Origin of the sequence: Epibacterium sp. Ofav1-8 (assembly GCF_022348185.1) — a bacterium.
Classification (GTDB): Bacteria; Pseudomonadota; Alphaproteobacteria; order Rhodobacterales; family Rhodobacteraceae; genus Epibacterium.
Genome location: NZ_JAKRFD010000004.1, coordinates 279,341 through 300,011, shown reverse-complemented (window position 1 = coordinate 300,011; position 20,671 = coordinate 279,341). Strand labels below are relative to the sequence as shown.

18 protein-coding genes are annotated in these 20,671 nt (G+C 63.7%); 7 read left to right on the top strand and 11 right to left on the bottom strand.

The annotated features are described in order from the left end of the window. Positions 1 to 230: 230 nt before the first annotated feature. From MHM97_RS08855 to MHM97_RS08845, 3 genes are all read left to right on the top strand, one after another. Entirely contained in the window at positions 231 to 1,316 is a 1,086-nt protein-coding gene (locus MHM97_RS08855) for a TRAP transporter substrate-binding protein (RefSeq protein WP_239321923.1), read from the top strand. Between the two features lie 140 nt (positions 1,317 to 1,456). Next, a complete protein-coding gene (locus MHM97_RS08850; protein ID WP_239321922.1) occupies positions 1,457 to 2,404 on the top strand; it encodes a TRAP transporter small permease subunit in 948 nt (315 codons plus the stop codon). A gap of 16 nt (positions 2,405 to 2,420) precedes the next feature. Then, entirely contained in the window at positions 2,421 to 4,775 is a 2,355-nt protein-coding gene (locus MHM97_RS08845) for a TRAP transporter large permease (RefSeq protein WP_239321920.1), read from the top strand. Between the two features lie 134 nt (positions 4,776 to 4,909). Here the strand turns inward: MHM97_RS08845 and MHM97_RS08840 are convergent, their stop codons facing one another. The 11 genes from MHM97_RS08840 to MHM97_RS08790 form a co-directional block, all read right to left on the bottom strand. Then, the gene (locus MHM97_RS08840; RefSeq protein ID WP_239322046.1) at positions 4,910 to 5,305 is read right to left on the bottom strand and encodes a VOC family protein; all 396 of its coding nucleotides are present in this window, start codon (positions 5,303 to 5,305) and stop codon (positions 4,910 to 4,912) included. A 4-nt stretch (positions 5,306 to 5,309) separates the two neighbouring features. Next, positions 5,310 to 6,134 carry an arginyltransferase gene (locus MHM97_RS08835; protein ID WP_239321918.1) on the bottom strand — a complete coding sequence of 275 codons (825 nt, stop codon included), beginning with the start codon at positions 6,132 to 6,134 and terminating at the stop codon, positions 5,310 to 5,312. A 239-nt stretch (positions 6,135 to 6,373) separates the two neighbouring features. Beyond that, the gene (locus MHM97_RS08830; RefSeq protein ID WP_239321916.1) at positions 6,374 to 6,805 is read right to left on the bottom strand and encodes an RDD family protein; all 432 of its coding nucleotides are present in this window, start codon (positions 6,803 to 6,805) and stop codon (positions 6,374 to 6,376) included. Positions 6,806 to 6,874: 69 nt separating this feature from the next. Further along, positions 6,875 to 7,336, bottom strand: coding sequence for a DUF2852 domain-containing protein (locus tag MHM97_RS08825; protein ID WP_239321914.1), 462 nt, complete (start codon positions 7,334 to 7,336; stop codon positions 6,875 to 6,877). A gap of 229 nt (positions 7,337 to 7,565) precedes the next feature. After that, entirely contained in the window at positions 7,566 to 8,069 is a 504-nt protein-coding gene (locus tag MHM97_RS08820) for a DUF995 domain-containing protein (RefSeq protein ID WP_239321912.1), read from the bottom strand. Between the two features lie 268 nt (positions 8,070 to 8,337). After that, entirely contained in the window at positions 8,338 to 9,180 is an 843-nt protein-coding gene (locus MHM97_RS08815; RefSeq protein ID WP_239321910.1) for a glycosyl hydrolase, read from the bottom strand. A gap of 92 nt (positions 9,181 to 9,272) precedes the next feature. Next, complete coding sequence (locus MHM97_RS08810; protein WP_239321908.1) at positions 9,273 to 9,596, bottom strand: hypothetical protein; 324 nt, start codon at positions 9,594 to 9,596, stop codon at positions 9,273 to 9,275. Positions 9,597 to 9,894: 298 nt separating this feature from the next. Next, positions 9,895 to 10,827: a glycoside hydrolase family 26 protein gene (locus tag MHM97_RS08805; protein ID WP_239321906.1), complete on the bottom strand. Its 933-nt coding sequence runs from the start codon at positions 10,825 to 10,827 to the stop codon at positions 9,895 to 9,897. Between the two features lies 1 nt (position 10,828). Further along, positions 10,829 to 12,718, bottom strand: coding sequence for a glycosyltransferase family 2 protein (locus MHM97_RS08800; protein WP_370645702.1), 1,890 nt, complete (start codon positions 12,716 to 12,718; stop codon positions 10,829 to 10,831). Further along, positions 12,702 to 13,703, bottom strand: a complete 1,002-nt coding sequence (gene galE / locus MHM97_RS08795) for a UDP-glucose 4-epimerase GalE (RefSeq protein ID WP_239321904.1) — start codon at positions 13,701 to 13,703, stop codon at positions 12,702 to 12,704. The genes MHM97_RS08800 and galE overlap by 17 nt, the downstream gene beginning before the upstream one ends. Next, positions 13,700 to 14,740, bottom strand: a complete 1,041-nt coding sequence (locus tag MHM97_RS08790; protein ID WP_441316272.1) for a UDP-glucuronic acid decarboxylase family protein — start codon at positions 14,738 to 14,740, stop codon at positions 13,700 to 13,702. Before MHM97_RS08790 ends, galE begins: the two co-directional genes overlap by 4 nt. Before the next feature lie 1,135 nt (positions 14,741 to 15,875). Between MHM97_RS08790 and MHM97_RS08785 the strand changes: the two genes are divergently transcribed. The 4 genes from MHM97_RS08785 (at position 15,876) to MHM97_RS08770 (ending at position 20,668) form a co-directional block, all read left to right on the top strand. After that, positions 15,876 to 18,698, top strand: coding sequence for a glutamine-synthetase adenylyltransferase (locus MHM97_RS08785; protein ID WP_239321902.1), 2,823 nt, complete (start codon positions 15,876 to 15,878; stop codon positions 18,696 to 18,698). Next, complete coding sequence (locus MHM97_RS08780) at positions 18,679 to 18,975, top strand: hypothetical protein (RefSeq protein ID WP_239321900.1); 297 nt, start codon at positions 18,679 to 18,681, stop codon at positions 18,973 to 18,975. The genes MHM97_RS08785 and MHM97_RS08780 overlap by 20 nt, the downstream gene beginning before the upstream one ends. Positions 18,976 to 19,161: 186 nt before the next feature. Then, positions 19,162 to 19,338, top strand: coding sequence for a hypothetical protein (locus MHM97_RS08775; RefSeq protein ID WP_239321898.1), 177 nt, complete (start codon positions 19,162 to 19,164; stop codon positions 19,336 to 19,338). Positions 19,339 to 19,450: 112 nt separating this feature from the next. Next, the gene (locus MHM97_RS08770; RefSeq protein ID WP_239321896.1) at positions 19,451 to 20,668 is read left to right on the top strand and encodes an RSP_2647 family RNA methyltransferase; all 1,218 of its coding nucleotides are present in this window, start codon (positions 19,451 to 19,453) and stop codon (positions 20,666 to 20,668) included. The last annotated feature ends 3 nt before the right edge of the window (positions 20,669 to 20,671 follow it).

Genomic DNA, 20,671 nt, shown 5'->3' with positions numbered 1-20,671 from the left:
GCGCGGAATCAAAGCCCGGAAACCTGTCGGCCCTGTGTGATCGCCCCGAACGGGCGCGTCCAAGATGTGAATGACAGCGATCCGAGTGAAAAAATCGCCGTTTCTACGTAGTACTTGGTATTCACATGTTTCACGGGCAGGGTAGGGTTGTGCCACTTCAAGAAGGCCGCGCGAGGAAGGGCGCACAATCGTGTGTCGGAGCGGCCAATACGTTTTGGGAGGAAAAGAACATGGATCGTCGATCCTTTCTGAAGACATCTGCTATGGGCGGCTCCGCTGCTGCCGCATCCGCCGCGCTGGCGGCTCCGGCCTATGCGCAGGGCAACCGCACCCTGACCATGGTCACCACCTGGGGCCGTGGCCTTGCCGGCGTGCATGACTCCGCACAGCGTGTGGCCGACAGCATCACCGCAATGACCGACGGCGCGCTGACCGTTGACCTCAAGGCCGCAGGCGAACTCGTCGGCGCGTTCGAGGTGTTTGACGCCGTGACCGCCGGTCAGGCCGACATGTATCACGGTGCCGACTACTACTTTGTCGGTCAGCACCCCGCCTATGCGTTCTTCACCGCCGTGCCGTTTGGCATGACCGCGCAGGAACTGGCGAACTGGTACTATCAGGACGGCGGCATGGAGCTGCACGACGAGCTGGGTCAGATCTTTGGTCTGAAATCCTTCCTCGGCGGCAACACCGGCGCGCAGGCCGGTGGCTGGTACTCCAAGGAGATCAACAGCCCCGACGACTTCAACGGCCTCAAGTTCCGCATGCCGGGTCTTGGCGGCAAGGCGCTGGGTAAACTGGGCGCCTCCGTTCAGAACATCCCGGGCTCCGAAGTGTATCAGGCGCTGTCCTCCGGTGCGATCGACGGCACCGAGTGGATCGGCCCCTGGGCGGACGAAAAAGCCGGTTTCCAGGAAATCACCAAGACCTACTACACCGCGGGCTTCCACGAGCCGGGTGCGGGTCTGTCCGTGGCGACCAACCGCGACGTGTTCGAGAGCCTGTTGCCGGCGCATCAGAAGGTGATCGAGATCGCCTCCGCCGAAGCGCACCAGTGGAACCTGAGCCAGTTCCTCGCCAACAACGGTGCGGCGCTGCAGCGTCTGCAGGCCGGTGGCGTCAAGGTCATGGAATTCCCCGACAGCGTCTGGGATGCCTTCGGCAAGGCGTCGATGGAAGTGCATCAGGAAAACATGGGCGACGATCTCTACAAGAAGATCTACGACAGCGCCATGGCGTCGATGAAATCCTCCTCCGCGTGGATCAACACATCGTCCGGCACCTATGTGGCACAGCGCGACCGCGTTCTGGGCTAAGGTCCCACGACACGCCTGAAACGGATCCCCCGCGTCTGATGCGGGGGATCTCTTTTGCACTCGCGGTCTGATGCGCCGCGTCGCCGGACCTGTCCGATGAAAGACGCGCCCGACCGCCTGCCTGACCTTCCGGGGGAGCCATGCAGGACGACATGAGTATTTCCTTTTTCGGCGCGATCGGCGGCTTCCTTTGGTGGCTCGCCTCGAATGTTTTTGGCGCCTTCTACAATCTCGGCTATGCCATCACCCATCCCGAGCTGTGGCTCGACTGGCTGACCTGGGCGGGCACCACCGAGGACAAGCAAGCGGTGATGCGCTTTGTCTACTACGGGGGCTCGGTCGAGTTCTTCTTTGTGGTATTCACCACCTTCCTGGTGCTGACAGGCGTCGGGATCTATTTCCGCGGCTTCATGTGGGGCATGGTGCGCGCGCTTGAGGGCTTTGCCAACGGTCTGGGTCGTTTCTTTGCCTGGGCCGGGCTGTTGATGGTGGTTCAGCAGATCATCATCGTGTTCATGCAGCGCGTCTTTGCCCGCCCGGACATGAGCTTTGGTCTCGGGATTGCGCTGGAAAAAGACATCTCCTGGTTCGCCGAAGAGCTGAAGCTCTATAACGCGCTCGTGGTGTGTTTCTGTGTCACCTACACCTTTGTGCAGGGCGGCCATGTGCGGGTGGACCTCGTCTATGCCGGGATTTCGCATCGGGCCAAACGCGTGGTCGATATGGTCGGCTCGCTGATCTTCATGATGCCGGTTGCGGTTCTGACGTGGATGTACGGCTGGTTCTTCCTGTGGCGTCACCTGATCGTGCCGAACCCCTCGGCCTCTGATGCCCTGGACCGTCTGGTGATGAAGGCCCGCGCGCTGCGCTGGAACGTTGAAACCATCGGGTTCTCGCCCAACGGCTTTGACGGCTATTTCCTCTTCAAGATCCTGCTGGTCGCCTTTGCGGGCCTCGTGTTCCTGCATGCGGTGGCGTTCTTCTACCGCTCTTTCCTCGAGTTCATCGAGGGTGAGGAGTCGGAAGGGAAATACCTCGACAAGGACAGCCTTGGCGCAGGCGAAGAAGCCTATGAAGGCGCTCATTAACTAAGGGACAGCACCCATGCTATTCGGACTTGATGGCGTCGAAATCGGCCTGATCATCGTCTTTCTCTGCCTCTTCGGGGGCATTCTCTCGGGCTTTCCGGTGGCCTTTGCCATCGGCGGCGCCGGGGTCATCTCCTTCGGGATCATCGCCGCACTGGACAGTGCTGGTCTGCTGATCCACCAGGCCATTGACACCTCCAGTCAGGCCTACCGCGATATCGTCAATTCCGGCGTGAAGCCGGATGTGATTTCCGTGTTCCGATACCCGGAGTTGCCACGGATCGGCGAACCCGTGTTCCCGCAGGGCTGGGAAGTTGCGATGGACCGCAACGTGTCCTTCATCGTGAACCGGATCAATGAGCGGGTTCTGGCAGGCGCATCCATTGAAACGCTGCTGGCGGTGTTGATGTTCGTCCTGATGGGCATCACGCTGGAACGCTCCAAGATCGCAAACGATCTGCTGACCACCATGGCGCGCGTCTTTGGCCCGCTTCCGGGCGGTCTGGCCGTGTCCATCGTGGTTGTGGGCGCGTTTCTTGCAGCCTCCACCGGGATCGTGGGCGCGACCGTTGTGACCATGGGGCTCCTGGCCTTGCCGACGATGTTGCGCAACAACTACTCGCCGGAACTGGCGACGGGTGTGATCGCAGCGTCAGGCACCCTGGGGCAGATCATTCCGCCTTCCATCGTGATCGTGCTTCTGGGCACGCTGGCCGGTGATCTCTATTCCACCGCGCAGGAAAACCGCGCACAGGAGGCAGGCTGTACGGACGCGCTGACCTATCTCGGTGAGCCTGCGGTGGTTTCCGTTGGCACGCTGTTCCAGGCGGCCCTGCTGCCGGGCATCATGCTGGCGCTTCTCTATGCGCTTTATGCCTTTGGCTATGCGCTCCTTAATCCGCACAAGGCACCTGCGGTGCAGATGGGTGCGGCCAATGAGGAGCCGATCACCCGCGGCGAAAGCCTCACCTGGTTCCTCGGCGTTCCGGCAGCCCTGATTGTCGGCACCGTGCTCCTGAGCAGCATGAATATCGTCGGCAGCCAGAACATCACCGTCTCGGCCTTCTCCGACGCGGGGCAGACTGCAAGCCTGCGTACCAATGTGGGGCCGGAATGTCAGGCGGCGATGATCGACCTGCATGGTCAGGCGGCCTGGGATGCGGCCGTGGCGGAACAGGCCGAAATCGACGCCGCCGGCGGCGTGGAAGAGGCGCATAAGCTGTCGGAAGAAGAGCTGACCACCGCGCTGGAGCATAAGATCGGCAATGCAGCCCCCATTGGCTCCGGCATTGCGACGATGATCGTGCTTCTGGGTCTGACGCTGGCGGTGGGCCGTGGGGTTGCCCCCTCGCGCGATGCCAAGCCGCTGATCCTCGGCGCCATTGGCCTCTTGCTGCTGGCGCTGGTGGATGTGCTGGCGATTTCGCCGACCACCTCGGCCTCGGCCACGGTGGCGTGGATGCTGTTGCCGACATTGCTTGCGCTTTACGGCTGCAAGGAAGCGGCGGCGCGCTGTGCCCGCAATGATCTGATCCGGGTGGTGTTCCCGCCGCTGGTTCTGATCGTCGCGGTGCTGGGATCGATCCTGGGCGGGATCACCAACCCGACGCCGGCTGCGGCGCTTGGAGCCGGTGGGGCGATCATGCTGGCGGCCTATCGTCGTCTGAAGGACGAGGGCCAATCCGGCAATATCATCATCTGGGCCACCTTCGCGGTGATCCTCGCGATCCTGACCGGCGTGAATTTCGATCTGCGCATCAATCAGGACGTGGTGCCGGCAGAAAGCTATGCGGCGTTCTTCTTTGCCTATGCCTGCTACCTGTTTGCGCTCTTTGGTCTGCTCTACGGGATCTGGGTGCTGTTCCGGGGCGGGGTGATGACGCCGATCGTGCGCGAAACGGCCAAGGTCACCTCGATGGTGTTCACCATCCTGATCGGCTCGCAGCTGTTGAACCTCGTGGTGATCTCCTTTGGCGGCGAACACTACATCCAGCAGTTCCTGAAGAGCTTTGACAATGAGCTGACGGTGTTCCTGATCGTGATGATCGTCCTGTTCATCCTCGGCTTTGTGCTCGATTTTCTGGAGATCATCTACATCGTGATCCCCATTGTCGGGCCGGTGATCTATGGCGGCTCGTTCGACCCCAAATGGGTGACGATCATGGTGGCGGTGAACCTGCAGACCTCCTTCCTGACGCCGCCCTTCGGCTTTGCGCTGTTCTACCTGCGTGGGGTGGCGCCCAAGGAGGTCACCACCGGGCATATCTATCGTGGGGTGCTGCCCTTCGTGCTGATCCAGGTGGTGGGGCTGTCGATCCTGTGGTTCTTCCCGTCGATCGTGACCCTGGTGCCGGCGCTGATCCCGAACTGATCGGACATTCCAACCAAACGGAAAAAGGCCCCGCTGCGGCGGGGCCTTTTGCTGTTCTGAGCCAGGCTCGGGGCGGTGCCCCTCGCGGCCGGCCGCTGCCGTTGCGGATCTGCGGGCGGCGGCGCGGTTCGGGGTCAGGTGAACTGGATCAGGTCCCAGCGGTTGCCGAAGGGATCCCGCCAAACTGCAACGGTGCCGTAGGGCTCATGCCGAGGCGTTTCTTCGAAGCGCACGCCTGCGCGTTGCATGGCGGCATGGTCGCGGGCAAAATTGTCCGTGGCGAGGAACAGGCCGACGCGGCCGCCGAACTGGTTGCCGATGGCGGCCTGTTGCTGATCCCCGTCGGCGCGGGCCAGGATCAGGCTGCCTTGCCTGTGATCGGCTGTGGTGCCGGGGGGCTGGATGCGCACCCAGCGTTTATGGCCCTGATCCACATCCTCCACCAACTGCCAGCCAAGCGTGCCACAGTAAAAGGCAATGGCCGCGTCATAGTCCGGTACGACGAGGGAGACAGCGTGGAGATATTGCAGGGGGTTACCTCTTGGAGGGGTGTTTGCCTTGCGGCAGCTGGATATTGGCCACCTGTTCGGCAATCGGCGCCGTGCACAGCGGGTGCTCCTGTGCGGCGAATGTTTCGGGGTCCTTCAGCGGCACCCATTCGCCGCCGAAATAGACCTCCAGCCCCGAGAAATTGGCCTTGTAGCCCATCTTCTGGCTGCCGGGCACCCAGTAGCCGAGGTAGATATAGGGCAGTCCCGCCTCGCGCGCGATCTCGATATGGTCGAGCACCATGAAGGTGCCGAGCGAATTCTGCGGCAGGTCGGGCGTGTAGAAGGAATAGACCATGCTGAGCCCGTCATCGAGCACATCGGTGAGCGCCACCGCGATCAGGGCATTGGTGTCGGGATCGGTGTATTCGACCACACGTGTCCGCACCGGGGTTTCCTCGACCATGGCGGCATATTCGAACACATCCATATCCGCCATGCCGCCATCCGCGTGGCGCTGATCCAGATACTGACGGAACAGCGCGTATTGATCTTCGGTGGCCCAGGGCGAGGTGGCGCGCCGTTCCAGGTGGCGGCTGCGGTTCAGGGTCTTGCGCTGGCTGCGGGTGGCGCGAAAGGCCTCGACATTGATGCGCGCGGACATGCAAGCGGAACAGTCGGAACAGGAGGGGCGATACAGCACATTCTGCGAACGCCGAAACCCCTGCTGGCTGAGCGAGTTGTTCAGCTGCTCCACCCCGTCGCCTTGCAGCGCGGTGAACAGCTTGCGCTCCATCCGACCCTCCAGATAAGGGCAGGGCTGCGGAGCCGTCACATAGAACTGGGGGGCGATCGGAAGGGTGTGGCGCATGCGGGAGGTCGTGGGCTTTCTGGTCTGTTCTGGTGTGAGACTGTCGTGATTGAAATGGGTTGGACCGGTCCGGGGGGCTGATAGCACCTCGGGTATTTATGCGATGATAACAACAGCCTCGTTCCAGACAAGTGGCGATGTGAAAAATGGATTAACGCGAATGGCCCCCACACGCGCGCGGACGGCGGGGGAGGCAGCGGCGGGCCTGCGGCGCAGACCTGCCATGACGCAGCGTGATCCTAGGCGCGCCGCTTCAGCATCACGGTTCCCAGCATGTGATCGCTGAGCCCCTGGCCCCGGGCGGTTGTCAGCATCAGCAGGATGGAAATGATCTGCAGCACCGGCACCGCCATCGACACCGTATAGCCCACCGTATGCAAGAGCGCGCTGCCGCCATCGAGGCGCGCGCCGGAGTATTCGCGCAACTCGATGCCGCAGAACCGCATGCCCAAGGTCGCCGAGCCATTGGCCAGCGTCGCCACCCGGTAGACAAACCCCACCGTCAGATAGAGCGCCGGCCAGACCAGCAGGCCGACAAAGGCGGTAAAGGGCACGATCACGGCGGCCATGGCAAAAATCAGAACGGAATCGATCAGGAAGGCAAACAGGCGCTTTGGCGCGACGCCAGAGTAGAACTCGGCCTGGATGTCAGGATCGGGGAGGGCGGTCATACGGGGCTCCTGCAAGATCTCAGAGGGAAAGGGCCCGGCCCCGGAGGTGGGGCAGGGCGATGATGTCGATCAGGCCTGGCTGGTCGGGCGCGTGGCCGCGTCGTCGTCTGTGGCCTCATCCTCGGACTCGTCGCCGGCATGGCGGGCGCGCTCATCCATGAACTGGTCGAACTCGGCCTTGTCCTTGGCGGCGCGCAGCCGGGCGAGGAAGGCTTCGAAATCGCTCTGTTCCTGCTCCAGACGGGCCAGCGTGTCGGCCTTGTAGGCGTCAAACGCGCTGTTACCACTAGATTTCATCGCGTGAAAGCCGCGATGCATATGATGGGACCGTTTGCGGCAAGAGGATTTGAACATGCGTTTGCTCCAGATCATATAGGCAAGAAGGGCGAGGCCAACAGGCCAGAAGAAGATGAAACCGAGAACCATCGCTGCGATCCAGGCGCCCTTGCCCTTGGAATCCAGCCAGGCTTCGCTTTTGGCCAGCCACCCCTGATGCGGGGTCGGCGGCAGGTTGGTCGTGTAACTCGTCATCTGTCTCTCCACGGTGCTGGGGTGATGTTGTGTATGTAAACATCATTTACATCACCGATATGTGCAGTCGGGTGGTCGCCTTCAAGGGCGTATGTAAATGTTTTTCACATTTACTTTGAATTTGCGCGCGCGCAGCCGGACAGAGTGCCTGGCGCCGGCTGCGTCAATCCCATGTGCATTTGATTTTATATATATTTTTCAGGGAGATGTGCTGTCGTTCTCAAGCGGATCACTCGGTCGAGGCCACCAGTCCCATTTCTGCGGCGAGGGCACGATAGGTGCTGCTCACCTGGTCTCCGGGTGACAGCGGGGCGGTGGAATAGGGAAACCAGGGCCCGTTCAGACCGCCGGTGGTCGACCACATGGTGCCCTTGCGATCAACGCGGAACCGGGTGCAGGTCTTGACGCGGCTGCGTTCGACGCCGAAATCCTGGCGCCAGGCCCAATCGGCCTCGTAGCACATGCGGCCGCGGTTGGTGGCATACCAGCGCCCGGCGCCAATGCTGCCTTCCGCCTGGTTGACCGCCACAAAACGACCGTCCGGCGCCCAGTAGGCCCCGGATCCGCCGCCCCAGTCGGCGGATTTCCCGGCAAACATGCGATAGACATAGTCCGGTGCAAGCGGCGCCGAGTTGTCCGGGTCCGGCATCTCGGCACGGGTGTCGGTGGCAGAGAGCACAAGGCTCCCCACCACCAGCAAAGAGGCACTCAAAACGGCATTCGGGATACTCATCAACCATCCTCCAAACAGCGCCTGTATGGAAAACAATAGACAATGCTCCTCTCGTCACATGGCGCGTGAAATACGACGCATGTGCCGCGAAACCTGCTCCGTTTCGCGCCCGCCAGTGACATGAAACCCGAGAACGTCATGCAGCTGGAGATTTGGGAGATCTTGTTTTGAGCGTGGCACAAAACCAATGTAAAATCAACAATAACAGTTTGAAAACAAACAAGGAGGGCAGGGCGGTGGCTGCAGGCATGCGGCGGAGGCATTGCCCCTATTGCAGGGCGGAGAGGCGCGGTCCGCGGCTGCGGATCGCCTTCAGATAGGCCGCCCCCACCGGGGTGGGCTGCAAGGTGTCGCTGACCAGGTTGATTTCGGGAACCCGTCCGTTCCAGGGGTAGGGGTTGGCGGCGAACCAGGCGTAGCGTTCGACAAAGGCAAGCCCGTCCATCATCCGGCTGGCCTCGCGGGCAAAGCGGGCATTCTGGCGATAGCTGGCGCGGGCGGGTTGGCGCCAGTCGATATGGGCAAATTCGGTTACCCAGATCGGGCGGCCATAGGTGCGATGCACCGCGATCAGCCAGTCGCGGAACGCCCGCACGTCGCCGTCGGTGGAATAGTAATGCACCGCCATGAAATCGACGCGCAGCCCGCGGGCCTCCACCTGTTGCATGAACCGCTGCTGCCAGCTGCCCGCGCCCAGGGTCTGGCCCTGGGTGGTGGCGGGGCTGCCCAGACGCAGGCCGTGCGCTTCGAGCCGGGGCCAGAGACGGAGCGCGCGTTTGACGCTCAGTTTCGCCTGATGCGCACCGCTGCCGCCGTCCGGTTCATTGAACCCCAGCAGGGCGCGGGGCCGGGGCTGGCTGCGAATGGGGTCACCGACGTTCTTTGCGCTGTGGATCATCGGCACGAATTCCACGGATCGCGGAACGGGCGCGGGCGTCCAGAGCGGATCCGCCCGCCAGTTGTAATACCATTGCAAGCCCGGCTGCCGCTCGATCCAGGACATCATGCCGTAATCGGAGTTCTCCCAGGCGCCGATCCCGGCCTGTTGCGCCCGTGACGCGCTGGGGCTGGCCGCCATCATGACCAGCGCGACCAGCAGCAGGCCAGCCATGTGCGAACAGCGCGCCACAACAGCGGACTGGCGCAGAGAGAGCCGGGGAGCGTATCGCATATCCTGTTTCGCGCGTAATGGCCGACGCCGGATCAGTTGGCGTAGCAGCGGGAGCGCTGCCCGAAACCGGCGGCAGAGCAGATATAGCTGCCGCTGCCGACCTGACGCACGGGGCGGGTGGTCTTTGTCGGTTTGCGCGGCGGGCTGCTCAACAGGTTCAGATTTGCCGTCGCCACACGGATCTGCTGTGGCGCGGCCTCGCCCTTGGCGGAGTTTGCCTGCGCCCCGGTCGGGGCGAGGATCGCAGCGCCGACCGCGAGCAGCGCCGGAGCGATGCCCTTGCGGACCAGATGCCGGGCGGATGTGGAAAAGAAGAATGCGCGTGAGGTCACGCACGCAAATGCGAGTCTTGCCATGTTCACTGCCTCTTTATGCCCGGTTCCGGGCGTTATGCTGCCTTCGGGGTCGAACCCTGGGCGCAGATTAGCAAACTGGAAAAGGGCCGACAAAACCATTGTCGCCGCAGCAGGCTAATATCGCGTTAACCCAGATGAACGGGAGCGGGAAGGCGCCAGCCCTGTCTGCATTCCGGTGCCGGTCCGCGTCGGGGCCTTGGCTAAGTGCCTGAAACACGAAGACCCGCCAGGGGCGGGTCCTCATGGGGGGTTGGGGCAGGTCCATGTGCGGAAACCTGCCGATGTTCGGGGTGAGGCGTCACTCTCCCAGCGCGGCCTGCACCTCGCCCAGGGTGTTTTGCGGGAACCGCCAGTCCGGCAGGCCATAGCCATCGGGCCAGGGGTAGACCTCTTTTTGGTTGAAATAGACCACGGCCTGGAGTTCCGGATAGTCCTCCAGATCCTGGCGCACGGTCTCGTTCCAATCCGTCACATAGTCCGCATCGCCCACATAGCCGAGTTCGGCAACCACGATCGGCAGGTCGAATTGCAGCGCCCGCTCGTAGCGGGGCTTGAAGATGTCGTGAAAGCTTTGCTCCGCGCCGAGGATTTCCTGTTCCCAGGCTTGCAGCCCAAAGACCGACAGGCCGATGACATCGACGTAATCATCCCCGGGATAGAACTCGGCCAGCGTCTCGAAGCCGAGGGGCGACCACATGAAGTCAAATCGATCCGAGGTCTCCCGGCAGATGTCGACGACGCGCTGATAGGCGGCGATATAGGTCTCCGGCCGCCATTGCGCCCAGATGAACTGGCCCGAGGTGTCATCCATTTCCTGCGCCCAGCGGATGGTGACCGGAGAGTCGAAATCCGCCAATGTGCCGCAGATGGCGCGCAGGTTGCTGTCATAGCTGCCGTCAAAGATCCCCTCGATCAGCGCCGTGGCGGTGTTGCGCTCGCTGCGGCTCCAGGTCCAGGGCTCGATGGTGACAAGAACCGACCGGCCGCGTTCCTGTGCATAGGCGTCAGCCTCCAGAAGCGACGGCAGGAAGATGTCCTCCCAGGGCAGGAACAGATGTTCGATCTGCACGTCCGGGTCATCGGAAAATCCGCCGGTTGGATCATAGGCGCCGAACGGCAGGTCGCCGGGCGGGGCTGCGGCTGCCACCAGCGGCAGCACGGCCAGCGCCGCGCCGCCGACGACAGCGCCGAGAACGCCGCGATGCATCGGGCTTTGCTTTGGCTGGGTCATCTCACTCCTCCGGGGTCAATGTGTGGCTGCGATCCCGCCAATGGGGATCAAAGATCAGGATGGGATCGCCGGGCGCGCCAAGCCCGGCACCTGCGACGGCATATTGCACGCGGATCAGCGACAGGGGCTCCAGCCCGGTGCTCAGCGCATGGGTGCTTTCAAGTCCGCGGGCGGATACGGCGGCCATCAGCACCCCGGCGAGCCCGTAGGGCAGCAGGGTCTTGGCCGCATCGCGCAGGTCAAAAGGCTCTGACCGGGCGCTGGCACCGCGGTAGTGGTGAAACACCATGACGCCGGTGATCACCGTGTAAATCATACCATTGATTGCCGACAAAAGGTAGAAGCCCTGCGCCTGCGCCACATCGTCGACCAGCAGCACCGGCACCAGACAACCAAGCGCCAGCGCCGCATAGGTCAGCACGATGCGCCAGGGCAGGCTGGACTGCGCGGCCTCTCCCTTCGGGGTGATGCGAAAATCGACAAATCCGCCGCTCAGCGTGTCGCGCAGCGCCATCACGCAGCCGCACAGCACCCAGGGCCATTGCAGCACCAGGAACAGGGCTTTCTCCCAGGCGATCACCTTGCCATCGGCGGGGCGCAGATAGCCGTCGCCCTTCAGCAGATAGACCAGCAGTGTCAGCACCAGCGCCTGCGGCGCCAGATGACCAATAAAGGCGGGAAAGGTGACTTCGGCGTAGCGGATGTCAAAGAGGATCGCCACGATCGGCATCAGGTAGAACAGGGTCATGAAGCCGGCAATCAGCGGGTAGAGCAACTGGCAAAACAGGAATTGCAGCTTCAGCCGCAGCGGCAACTGCGCCAGGTAGCGCGGCGTGTATTGCAACAGCAGCGTCACCAGACTGCGCGACCACTGGAACTCCTGGGTGCAGAGATCGGCGATATTGGCCGGGCCATCGCCCACCGCGATCGCGTCAAGCGCATGCACGCCGCGCCAGCCGCCCGCGTTCATTAGCAGGGTGGTGGAGTGGTCCTCCGCCAGCTCCGGCCCCAGCCCGCCGATGTCCCGCAGCGCCCGGGTGCGCACCGCGTAATGCGAGCCGATGCACATCGGCGCCAGGATCGCCGCATAGCCGGACTGGAAAATCCCGTGAAAGCTCGCCTCGGTATAAAGACGCGTGCGTGCGGCCCAGCTTTGATGTGCGTTCTTGGCGCAGATGCTCGGCGCGCTCACATAGCCCACAGTCGGGTCGGCGAACCCGCGCAGGATCTCCGCCAGATAGGTGGGGCGCGGCACGTGATCGGCATCCAGCTGAGAGACGAAATCATAGCGCGCATAGCCATAGGTGTCGTAGAAATAGGCCAGGTTGCCCTCTTTGCAGCGGGTGCGGCGTGGCCAGGTCTTGCGATGATAGTCGGGGCGGTTCTGCCGGCTGGAGATCCGCACGCCATTGGCCTCGCACCAGGCGATGGTTTCGGCGTCCGGGGCCTCATCCGCCAGCCAGGTGTCATGCGGATAGGTCTGATGCAGCATCGCCATCAAGGTGGGTTTCAGCACCGACAGCGGCTCCGACGGGGTCTTGGTCACCACCATGGCAACCCGGGTGCGATCCGCATCCGGCACGGGACCGGTCGGTTTGCTGGCCCGCGGGAACACCGCGATAAAGAAACATTGCAGAAAGCTCAGCCACGCCAGTGCCAGGGTGGCCAGCCAGTATTGCGGCCCGCTGGCGGCGTGCTCCGGGCGCAGCCACCAGCTCCAGAAGAACACCAGCCCCATTGCCCAGAGCAGGATCATCACCCGGTTGCGCCACCGCTGGCGCTGCGACCACAGCGATGTCAGGCTGCGATCCGGTGGCCCCGGCTGCGCCGCCCCCGGCACGCGCGGGCCAGAGGCGGCGAGGGGGGCGATCCTGTCAGGCCGGGATGTCATCACGCACCTCCAGTCCAAAGCTGGCCGCCGCATCGCGCAGGATCGTGGGCAAGGTGGAGCGCTGCGCCACAAACCCAAGCCGGGCGCGGGCCAGGCCGGGATCGGCCACCAGCACCGGCGGATCGCCGGCGCGTCGCGGCGCCGCCTGCCAGCGCGGCTTGCGCCGGCTGAGGCGCTCGATCGCGCTGAGGATGTCGAGGATCGAGTGCCCGTGGCCGGTGCCCAGGTTCACCGTCAGATCCTGGCGCCCCTCCAGCAGCCACCGCGTCGCAGCGACATGGGCGTCGGCCAGGTCGCTGACATGGATGTAGTCGCGCACGCAGGTCCCGTCGGGCGTGTCGTAGTCGGTGCCAAAGACCTTAAGGCCCGGACCGGTGCCCGCCGCCGCCATCAGCGCCAACGGGATCAGATGTGTTTCCGGGTCGTGGCGCTCGTGCAGCTCGCCCTCGGGGTCGGCGCCGCAGGCGTTGAAGTAGCGCAGCATCGCAAAGCGCAGCCCGGTGGCCGCGGCGGTGTCGCGGATGATCTGCTCGCAGATCAGCTTGCTGCGCCCATAGGGGTTGATCGGCGCCTGCGGCTGGTCTTCGCGGATCGGTTGCCGGGTCGGGATGCCGTAGGTGGCGCAGCTGGAGGAAAAGACGATCTGGCCGACGCCGCAATCCTGCATCGCCGCCAGCAGCGCCACGGTGCCGCAGACGTTGTTGTCATAGTAAAAGCCGGGCTTTTGCATCGACTCGCCGACATAGGCGGCGGCGGCGAAATGCATCACCAATCGCACCCGATACCGACGCAGCACGTCGCGCAGGGCGCGGCGATCACGGATGTCGGCCACTTCCAGCGGCCCCCATTTCACCGCCCTGCGGTGACCGGTGCGCAGATTGTCCTGCGCCACCGGAAGATACCCGGCCGCGGCCAACGCTTTGCAGGCGTGGCTGCCGATGAACCCGGCGCCGCCGGTGACCAGGATTGCGGGCCTGTCACTCATATCGCCACCTGGCTCTTGCGCCCGTCAAGCGGTGCGGTGGTGCGGAAATAGGCCAGGGTTTGCTTCAGCCCCTCCGCCAGTGAGACCCGGGGCTGCCAGTTTAACTGCGCGCGTGCGGTGCTGATGTCAGGGCAGCGCTGGCAGGGGTCATCCTGCGGCAGCGGCATATAGCTGATCCGCGAGCGCGCACCGGTCAGCGCCAGCACTTTTTCGGCCAGCGCCGCGATGGTGAATTCCTCCGGGTTGCCGATGTTCACCGGCGCGCTGAGACCCCGGGGGCAGTGCATCAGGGCAATCAGCCCCTCCACCAGATCGTCCCGGTAGCAGAACGACCGGGTCTGCGCGCCGGTGCCGTAGATGGTGATCGGCGCCCCGCGCAGGGCCTGGGTGATGAAGTTCGACACCACGCGCCCGTCGTCGGGGTCCATGCCCGGCCCGTAGGTGTTGAAGATCCGCGCAATGCGGATGTCGACCCCCCGGCACAGGTGGTAGTCGTGGAACAGGGTCTCCGCCGCCCGTTTGCCCTCGTCGTAGCAGGAGCGCGGCCCGATGGTATTGACGTTGCCGTGATAGCTCTCTTGCTGCGGGCTGATGGCCGGGTCGCCATAGACCTCCGAAGTGGAGGCCTGGAGGATGCGCGCCCCATGGGTCAGGGCCAGTTCCAGCAGGTTGATGGCACCGCTGACGCTGGTGCGCATGGTCTGGATCGGATCGGCTTGGTACCGCGGCGGCGAGGCCGGGCAGGCCATGTTGTAGATCAGCGAGACCGGGCCCGGCAGGCTGACCGGCCGCACCACATCATGTTTGATGAAGTGAAAGCGGGCATGCGGGATCAAATCCGCCACATTGGCCATGCGCCCCGTCGACAGGTTGTCCAGGCAATAGACCCGATAGCCCTTCTCGATGTAGCGATGGCACAGCCATGACCCGAGAAACCCCGCGCCGCCGGTAATCAGAACCGATGCTTGTCGTTTTGGCTGGGACGCGTCAGGTGCAAACGGGTGATACCCTTCACTGACGTCACTTATATAGTTCACAACGAGTGCTCCTCTGCACAAGGGCAGGAATTCGTCATGCACTACTCGAAATGGCCAAATGTCTCGGCTGCAAATAACCTTTGCAAATGGCCGCATGTTGGGGGCTCACGGCCCCTTCTTACTCTTTATCCGCCCACTCTTTACGCGACTGGTACAAATTTGGGTTAGAAAAGCTTCTCCTACGTATAATCATCGTAAGCTGCTCAAAGTTTAGTCAAGCTTGCATTGAATTATATTCACAATTTTCAATTCTTGATGTAGACAGGACGCGGATCTTGCAGCCCCCGGTTGTCGGTGGCGGTGTTGGACTTCCGAAAAACACGAGACGCATGCGCTTTCCGACAGAATCAGTCTGCCCCGCAAATCCGGTGGATTCGGATCTGCGTTTACGGATTCGGTCGTCGCTCAGGTGGGAGGGCAGGGCGCGCTGCGTCGTCGGCCGGTCCGGTCGCCTCCCGGCCAGACGGCGCGAGGTTGCCTGTCCACCTGCCGGTTCTGGCGCAGGGGCGCGATGCATCTGTTGACAGGGAGGAGGGTGCGGTCACGCGGCCGAGTCTTAACAGATCAGGAGCAAGGTCAGGCACGCCGATGCGCCGGGACTTCGCCGGTCGCGGCGCGTGGGGCACCGGCGGTGAGGCGTGTCACCTGGGTCAGGATCACAGGATATCCGTCGAAAAACAGGCGGAAAAACGCAGCGCAAACAGCGAGGGCTGAGCCAATGCGATCCCAAGGCGCGCGACAGTGTCTGGTGAAGGAAGGCCAAGGATGCGGTCACGCTCCCAAAACCACGTGTTAACCTTTACGCTAAATCCGGACTGTCGCCCGGCAATCCAAGCAAAGACTGTGCCTGGACATTTGTACTGTTTACCTGAATCACTCGGTCCCCGAAACAGGAACGTGACCACGTTACCATAATATCGCATTTCTGCATTCGTGGAAGTGGGCAGTGCGCCGGAATTTGGTAAGGAATACCTCCTTTTATGCGACATTTTGTCGTTTTTAATCCTCCCCAGCCTTTTCCGGCCTCCGTGCTCGGCCAGCGCATTTGGGAAAGTCAAATCTGCCACCGGAGTGATCCGGGCTTTGGCGCGAGATTGGGATTGACCCTCCCGGCTGCGCGCCACAGTCTCTCGCCATGACGACCTCGCTGACGATACATCGCTGTCCCCGCCCGCTGGACCCGGAGATCGGGACCGAGGCGGTTGCCGGTCTTGCGCATCTGGCACCCGATGCCAGGGCCGTGCTCCTGGGGGCCGCCGGCAGCAGCCCCTACCTGAAGACGCTGATCCAATCCGAGCGCGACTGGATCGAGGCGGCCCTGTCCGATCCCGAAGGCGCGCGCGACGCGGTGTTTCAAACCTGCCGCGCCGCTGCCCCGGATCAGGTGAAATCCGTGTTGCGCGCGGGCAAACGCCGGATCGCACTGCTCTGTGCAGTGTGCGATCTTTCGGGCCATTGGCCGCTCGAAGAGGTCACCGGCACGCTCACCCGGTTTGGTGAATTGGCGGTGGATGTGGCGCTGAAGGCGGAAATCGCGCTGCTGATCAAACGGCGCAAGCTGCCGGGGATGAGCGAGGACGACATCGCCACCGCAGGCGGGATGAGTGTCTTTGCCATGGGTAAGATGGGCGCCTACGAGCTGAACTACAGCTCCGACATCGACCTCATCTGCCTCTTTGATGAAACCCGATTTGAACGGTATGATTTTCTTGAGGCCCGTCAGGCCATGGTGCGCGCCACCCGCAATATGAGCGCGGCGCTGAATGACCGCACCGCCGAGGGCTATGTCTTTCGTACCGATCTCAGGCTGCGCCCGGACCCGTCAGTGACGCCGGTGGCGCTGGCGATGGCGGCGGCGGAACAGTATTACGAGAGCCTTGGCCGCACTTGGGAGCGGGCCGCCTATATCAAGGCGCGCACATGTGCGGGGGATATCGCGGCGGGCGAGAAGTTCCTCAAGACGCTGACGCCCTTCGTGTGGCGGCGGCATCTGGATTTCGCCGCCATTGAAGACGCCCACAACATGCGCCTGCGCATCCGCGAGAACAAAGGCACCGGTGGCCCGATCACGGTTCTAGGGCACGATATGAAGCTCGGGCGCGGCGGCATTCGCGAGATTGAGTTCTTCACCCAGACCCGCCAGCTGATTGCGGGGGGGCGCGATCCGTCGCTGCGGGTGCGTGGCACGGTCGAAGGGTTGCAGGCGCTATCGCGCGCCGAGTGGATCTCGGCGGAGGTGTCCGACACGCTGGCGCGTCACTACCGCGACCACCGCGAGATCGAGCATCGCATCCAGATGGTCCATGATGCCCAGACCCACCGCATGCCCACCTCCGAGGAAGGGCTGTCGCGCGTGGCCTGCCTGATGGACGTGGAGCCGGAGGCCTTTATCGCGGATCTGCGCGAGCGACTGGAAGAGGTTCATCGCCTGACCGAGGATTTCTTTGCCCCCGGCACCAGCGCCAAACCGGCAGAGCCGCTGCCGGAGGATCTTGACCAATCGGTGATTGCGCGCTGGCCCAGCTATCCGGCGCTGCGCTCTGATCGCGGTGCGCGGATTTTTGAACGTCTGAAACCGGAGCTGCTGAGCCGCCTGTCGCGCACTGCCAACCCGGGCGAGGCGCTGTTGGCGCTGGATGGGTTTCTGGCCGGGATGCCCGCCGGGGTGCAGCTGTTTTCCCTCTTTGAGGCCAACCCGCAACTGATTGATCTTCTGGTCGATATTGTGGGCACCTCGCCGGCGCTCGCCAATTACCTGTCACGAAATTCTTCGGTGTTTGACGCGGTGCTCGATGGTGGCTTTTTTGCCGACTGGCCCGGACGTGAGGCGCTGATTGCGGACCTCAAGGAGGCATTGGACAGTGAAAGCGACTATGAACGCCAGCTTGACCTGACCCGACGCTGGCACCGCGAATGGCACTTTCGCACCGGGGTGCATCACCTGCGCGGTCTGATCGATGCCGATACCGCCGGTCAGCAATATGCCGATCTCGCCGATGCGGTGATCATTGGCCTGCTGCCCAAGGTCGCCGCGCAATTTGCCGCCAAACACGGGCCGATGCCGGGGCGCGGCTGCGTGATCCTCGGGATGGGGTCGCTTGGGGCAGGGCGGCTGACGGCGACCTCCGATCTGGATCTGATCATGATCTACGATCCGCTTGAGGAGGAGAGTTCCGATGGCAAGCGCCCGCTGGCGGTGCGGCCCTACTATGCGCGGCTGACCCAGGCGATGGTGACCGCCCTGACCGCCCCCATGGCGGAGGGGCGTCTCTACGAGGTCGACATGCGCCTGCGCCCCTCCGGCAATCAGGGGCCGGTGGCCACCAGCTGGCAAAGCTTCACGCAGTATCAGGAAAACGACGCCTGGGTCTGGGAGCATCTGGCGCTGACGCGGGCGCGTGTGGTGGCCGGAGAGGACACACTCGCGCGGGACCTGGAAAAATTCCGCTGCGATTTCCTCGCCCGTCCCCGGGATCGCACCGATGTCCTGCGCGAGGTGGCCGAGATGCGCCGCAGGCTTGCGGCCGCAAAATCGCCCGACGGGCCGTGGGACGCCAAAACCGGCCCGGGCCGGATGCTCGATATCGAATTGGTGGCACAGGCCGGAACGCTCTTGGCCGGGCAGCCCACGCGCGCGGTGCAGGACGGGCTGACCGCCGGGGTCGCCTCCGGGTGGCTGGATGACGCGGATGCGCAGGCGCTGGGCGCCGCCTATCAGCTATGCTGGGCGGTACAAAGTGCGGCGCGGCTGATTGCGGGCAAGGGATCGGATGGTGCGGTGCGGGGTGAGGGGGGCTCGGCCTTCCTGCTGCGCAGCACCGGTTACGATACCATCGGGCTGTTGCAGCAGGCCCTTGAGGACGCCTATGCAAGCGCGGCCGTGCGGATCGACGCGGGCGTGCGCCAGTTCGCGGCAGAAGAAACGGAGATCAAGACGGATGACGACACAGACCTCTGAGCTTCAGGAACTAGACCCGAAGGGGCTGATCCGCGAATCCTATCGCATCGAGGGCATCGACCCCAGCCAGTGCCGCAGCATCTTTTTTGACTGGGCGCTGTCGATGCCGGTGGACACCGACACCGAGGCGGCGCTCTCGGTGCTGCTCGACCATTACGGCGCGGCCCATCCCGATCATCCGATGACCGTGGTCTTGCGCGACGGGCTCGCCGGGGGGCAGCAGCGTCCCAAACGGCGCGGCGGCTGGCGCTCCCGTCCACGGGATCCGGCGTCCTGATCCGCGCACTGGCGCGGTATCTCGGCGACGCAGGCTGACAGCGGGCTCGGACAGCACTGCGCTGGATTGTGGTTAACAACTCCTTAAAATGTTCCGGTTCCGTCGAATTCCTGCCCTCTTTGCACGACAAAACCCTGCCAAGCAGACAGAAAGAGTGCGCGCAAAGGCGGCACGAAGGAGGGTTCCATGGGTTTTATGCGTTTTCTGGCAGTCCTCGCGTTGGGCGGATCGCTTGCCGCATGCGGGGCGGTGGATGTACCGTCGCGGAATGCGACTCTGGCGCCTCTGGGCAGCGTTGCCCCGGCGATCGCCCCGATGCCTTCGGACAACAGCCCACATTGGGCGACGGCTGGTGGCTGGTGAGCAGAGGCAGCACCTGACGGTTGACTGACCGGCCTTAGGGGGCGCGCCAGCCCTTGGGGCGGTGATGCGTTTTCTATCTTGGGGCAGGCGGGAACTCGCGCTATGTGGGGGCATGACAGATGCTGACCTGACCCTGCCGCCGCGCCCGCGCGTGAAGATGAAACCCAAATCCAATGCCCGCGCCATCCGCCACGGCTTTCCCTGGGTCTATGCCAACGAACTTGTGACCGACCGGCGCACCAGGAAACTCGCGCCCGGCAGCCTCGCGGTGCTGGAGGATGAAGCCGGCCGCAGCCTCGGACTGGTGGCCGTGAACCCCGAAAGCAAGATCATCGCCCGGATGCTGGACCGCAACCCGGAGGCGCAGATTGATGAGGCGTGGTGTGCCGCGCGCCTGTCGCGGGCGCAGGAGTTGCGCGCCCAGCTGTATGATGCGCCGTTCTATCGTCTGGTGCACGCCGAAGCCGATGGGTTGCCCGGCGTGGTGATCGACCGTTTTGGCGACACATGCGTGATGCAACCCAATGCGGCTTGGGCAGAGGCCCATCTGGAGGCTTTGGCGCAGGCGCTGGGCGAGGTCACTGGCTGCACGGTGATCCTGAAAAACGCCTCCGGGCGCACCCGTGGGCTTGAGGGGCTGGACGATCAGAATGCGGTGCTGAAAGGCGCGGCCCCCGAGGCACCGGTGCCGGTGGTGATGAATGGCGCCACCTATATGGCGGATCTGACTGGCGGGCAGAAGACCGGCCTGTTCTACGACCAGCGCGACAACCACGCCTTTGCCGCGCGTCTGGTGGCACCGGGCGCACGGGTGCTGGATGTGTTCTCCCACGTGGGGGGCTTTGGTCTGGCGATGCTGGCGGCGGGCGCGGGGCATGCGACCTGTGTCGACGGTTCTGCTGCCGCGCTTGATCTTGCGACAGCGGGCGCCGCGGCCTCCGGCCACGGCGACAGGTTTGAAGCCCGTCAAGGCGATGCCTTTGACGTGCTGGCGGCCCTTGGTGCGGAGGGCGCGCAATTTGATGTGGTGGTCTGTGATCCACCCGCATTTGCGCCCTCAAAACAAGCGCTTGAGGCGGGCTTGCGCGCCTATGAGCGGGTGGCAAAGCTGGCGGCCCCCTTGGTGAAGCCCGGCGGATATCTGGGTCTGTGTTCCTGCTCTCATGCGGCGGATCTGACCCGGTTCCGCAATGCTTCGGCGCGCGGGATCGGCAAGGGCGGGCGGCGCGGGCAGCTCTTGCACACGGGCTATGCGGGCGCGGATCATCCGCAGATGCCGCAACTGGCCGAGAGCGGCTATCTGAAGGCCGTGTTCTTCCGTCTCGATTGAGGG

What these genes read in the sequence shown, in the direction of transcription:
- MHM97_RS08855 (WP_239321923.1), top strand. Translation starts at nt 231, where the DNA reads ATGGATCGTCGATCCTTTCTGAAGACATCTGCTATGGGCGGCTCCGCT.
- MHM97_RS08850 (WP_239321922.1), top strand. Translation starts at nt 1,457, where the DNA reads ATGCAGGACGACATGAGTATTTCCTTTTTCGGCGCGATCGGCGGCTTC.
- MHM97_RS08845 (WP_239321920.1), top strand. Translation starts at nt 2,421, where the DNA reads ATGCTATTCGGACTTGATGGCGTCGAAATCGGCCTGATCATCGTCTTT.
- MHM97_RS08835 (WP_239321918.1), bottom strand. Translation starts at nt 6,134, where the DNA reads ATGCGCCACACCCTTCCGATCGCCCCCCAGTTCTATGTGACGGCTCCG.
- MHM97_RS08830 (WP_239321916.1), bottom strand. Translation starts at nt 6,805, where the DNA reads ATGACCGCCCTCCCCGATCCTGACATCCAGGCCGAGTTCTACTCTGGC.
- MHM97_RS08825 (WP_239321914.1), bottom strand. Translation starts at nt 7,336, where the DNA reads ATGACGAGTTACACGACCAACCTGCCGCCGACCCCGCATCAGGGGTGG.
- MHM97_RS08820 (WP_239321912.1), bottom strand. Translation starts at nt 8,069, where the DNA reads ATGAGTATCCCGAATGCCGTTTTGAGTGCCTCTTTGCTGGTGGTGGGG.
- MHM97_RS08815 (WP_239321910.1), bottom strand. Translation starts at nt 9,180, where the DNA reads ATGGCTGGCCTGCTGCTGGTCGCGCTGGTCATGATGGCGGCCAGCCCC.
- MHM97_RS08810 (WP_239321908.1), bottom strand. Translation starts at nt 9,596, where the DNA reads ATGGCAAGACTCGCATTTGCGTGCGTGACCTCACGCGCATTCTTCTTT.
- MHM97_RS08805 (WP_239321906.1), bottom strand. Translation starts at nt 10,827, where the DNA reads ATGACCCAGCCAAAGCAAAGCCCGATGCATCGCGGCGTTCTCGGCGCT.
- MHM97_RS08800 (WP_370645702.1), bottom strand. Translation starts at nt 12,718, where the DNA reads ATGACATCCCGGCCTGACAGGATCGCCCCCCTCGCCGCCTCTGGCCCG.
- galE (WP_239321904.1), bottom strand. Translation starts at nt 13,703, where the DNA reads ATGAGTGACAGGCCCGCAATCCTGGTCACCGGCGGCGCCGGGTTCATC.
- MHM97_RS08785 (WP_239321902.1), top strand. Translation starts at nt 15,876, where the DNA reads ATGACGACCTCGCTGACGATACATCGCTGTCCCCGCCCGCTGGACCCG.
- MHM97_RS08780 (WP_239321900.1), top strand. Translation starts at nt 18,679, where the DNA reads ATGACGACACAGACCTCTGAGCTTCAGGAACTAGACCCGAAGGGGCTG.
- MHM97_RS08775 (WP_239321898.1), top strand. Translation starts at nt 19,162, where the DNA reads ATGGGTTTTATGCGTTTTCTGGCAGTCCTCGCGTTGGGCGGATCGCTT.
- MHM97_RS08770 (WP_239321896.1), top strand. Translation starts at nt 19,451, where the DNA reads ATGACAGATGCTGACCTGACCCTGCCGCCGCGCCCGCGCGTGAAGATG.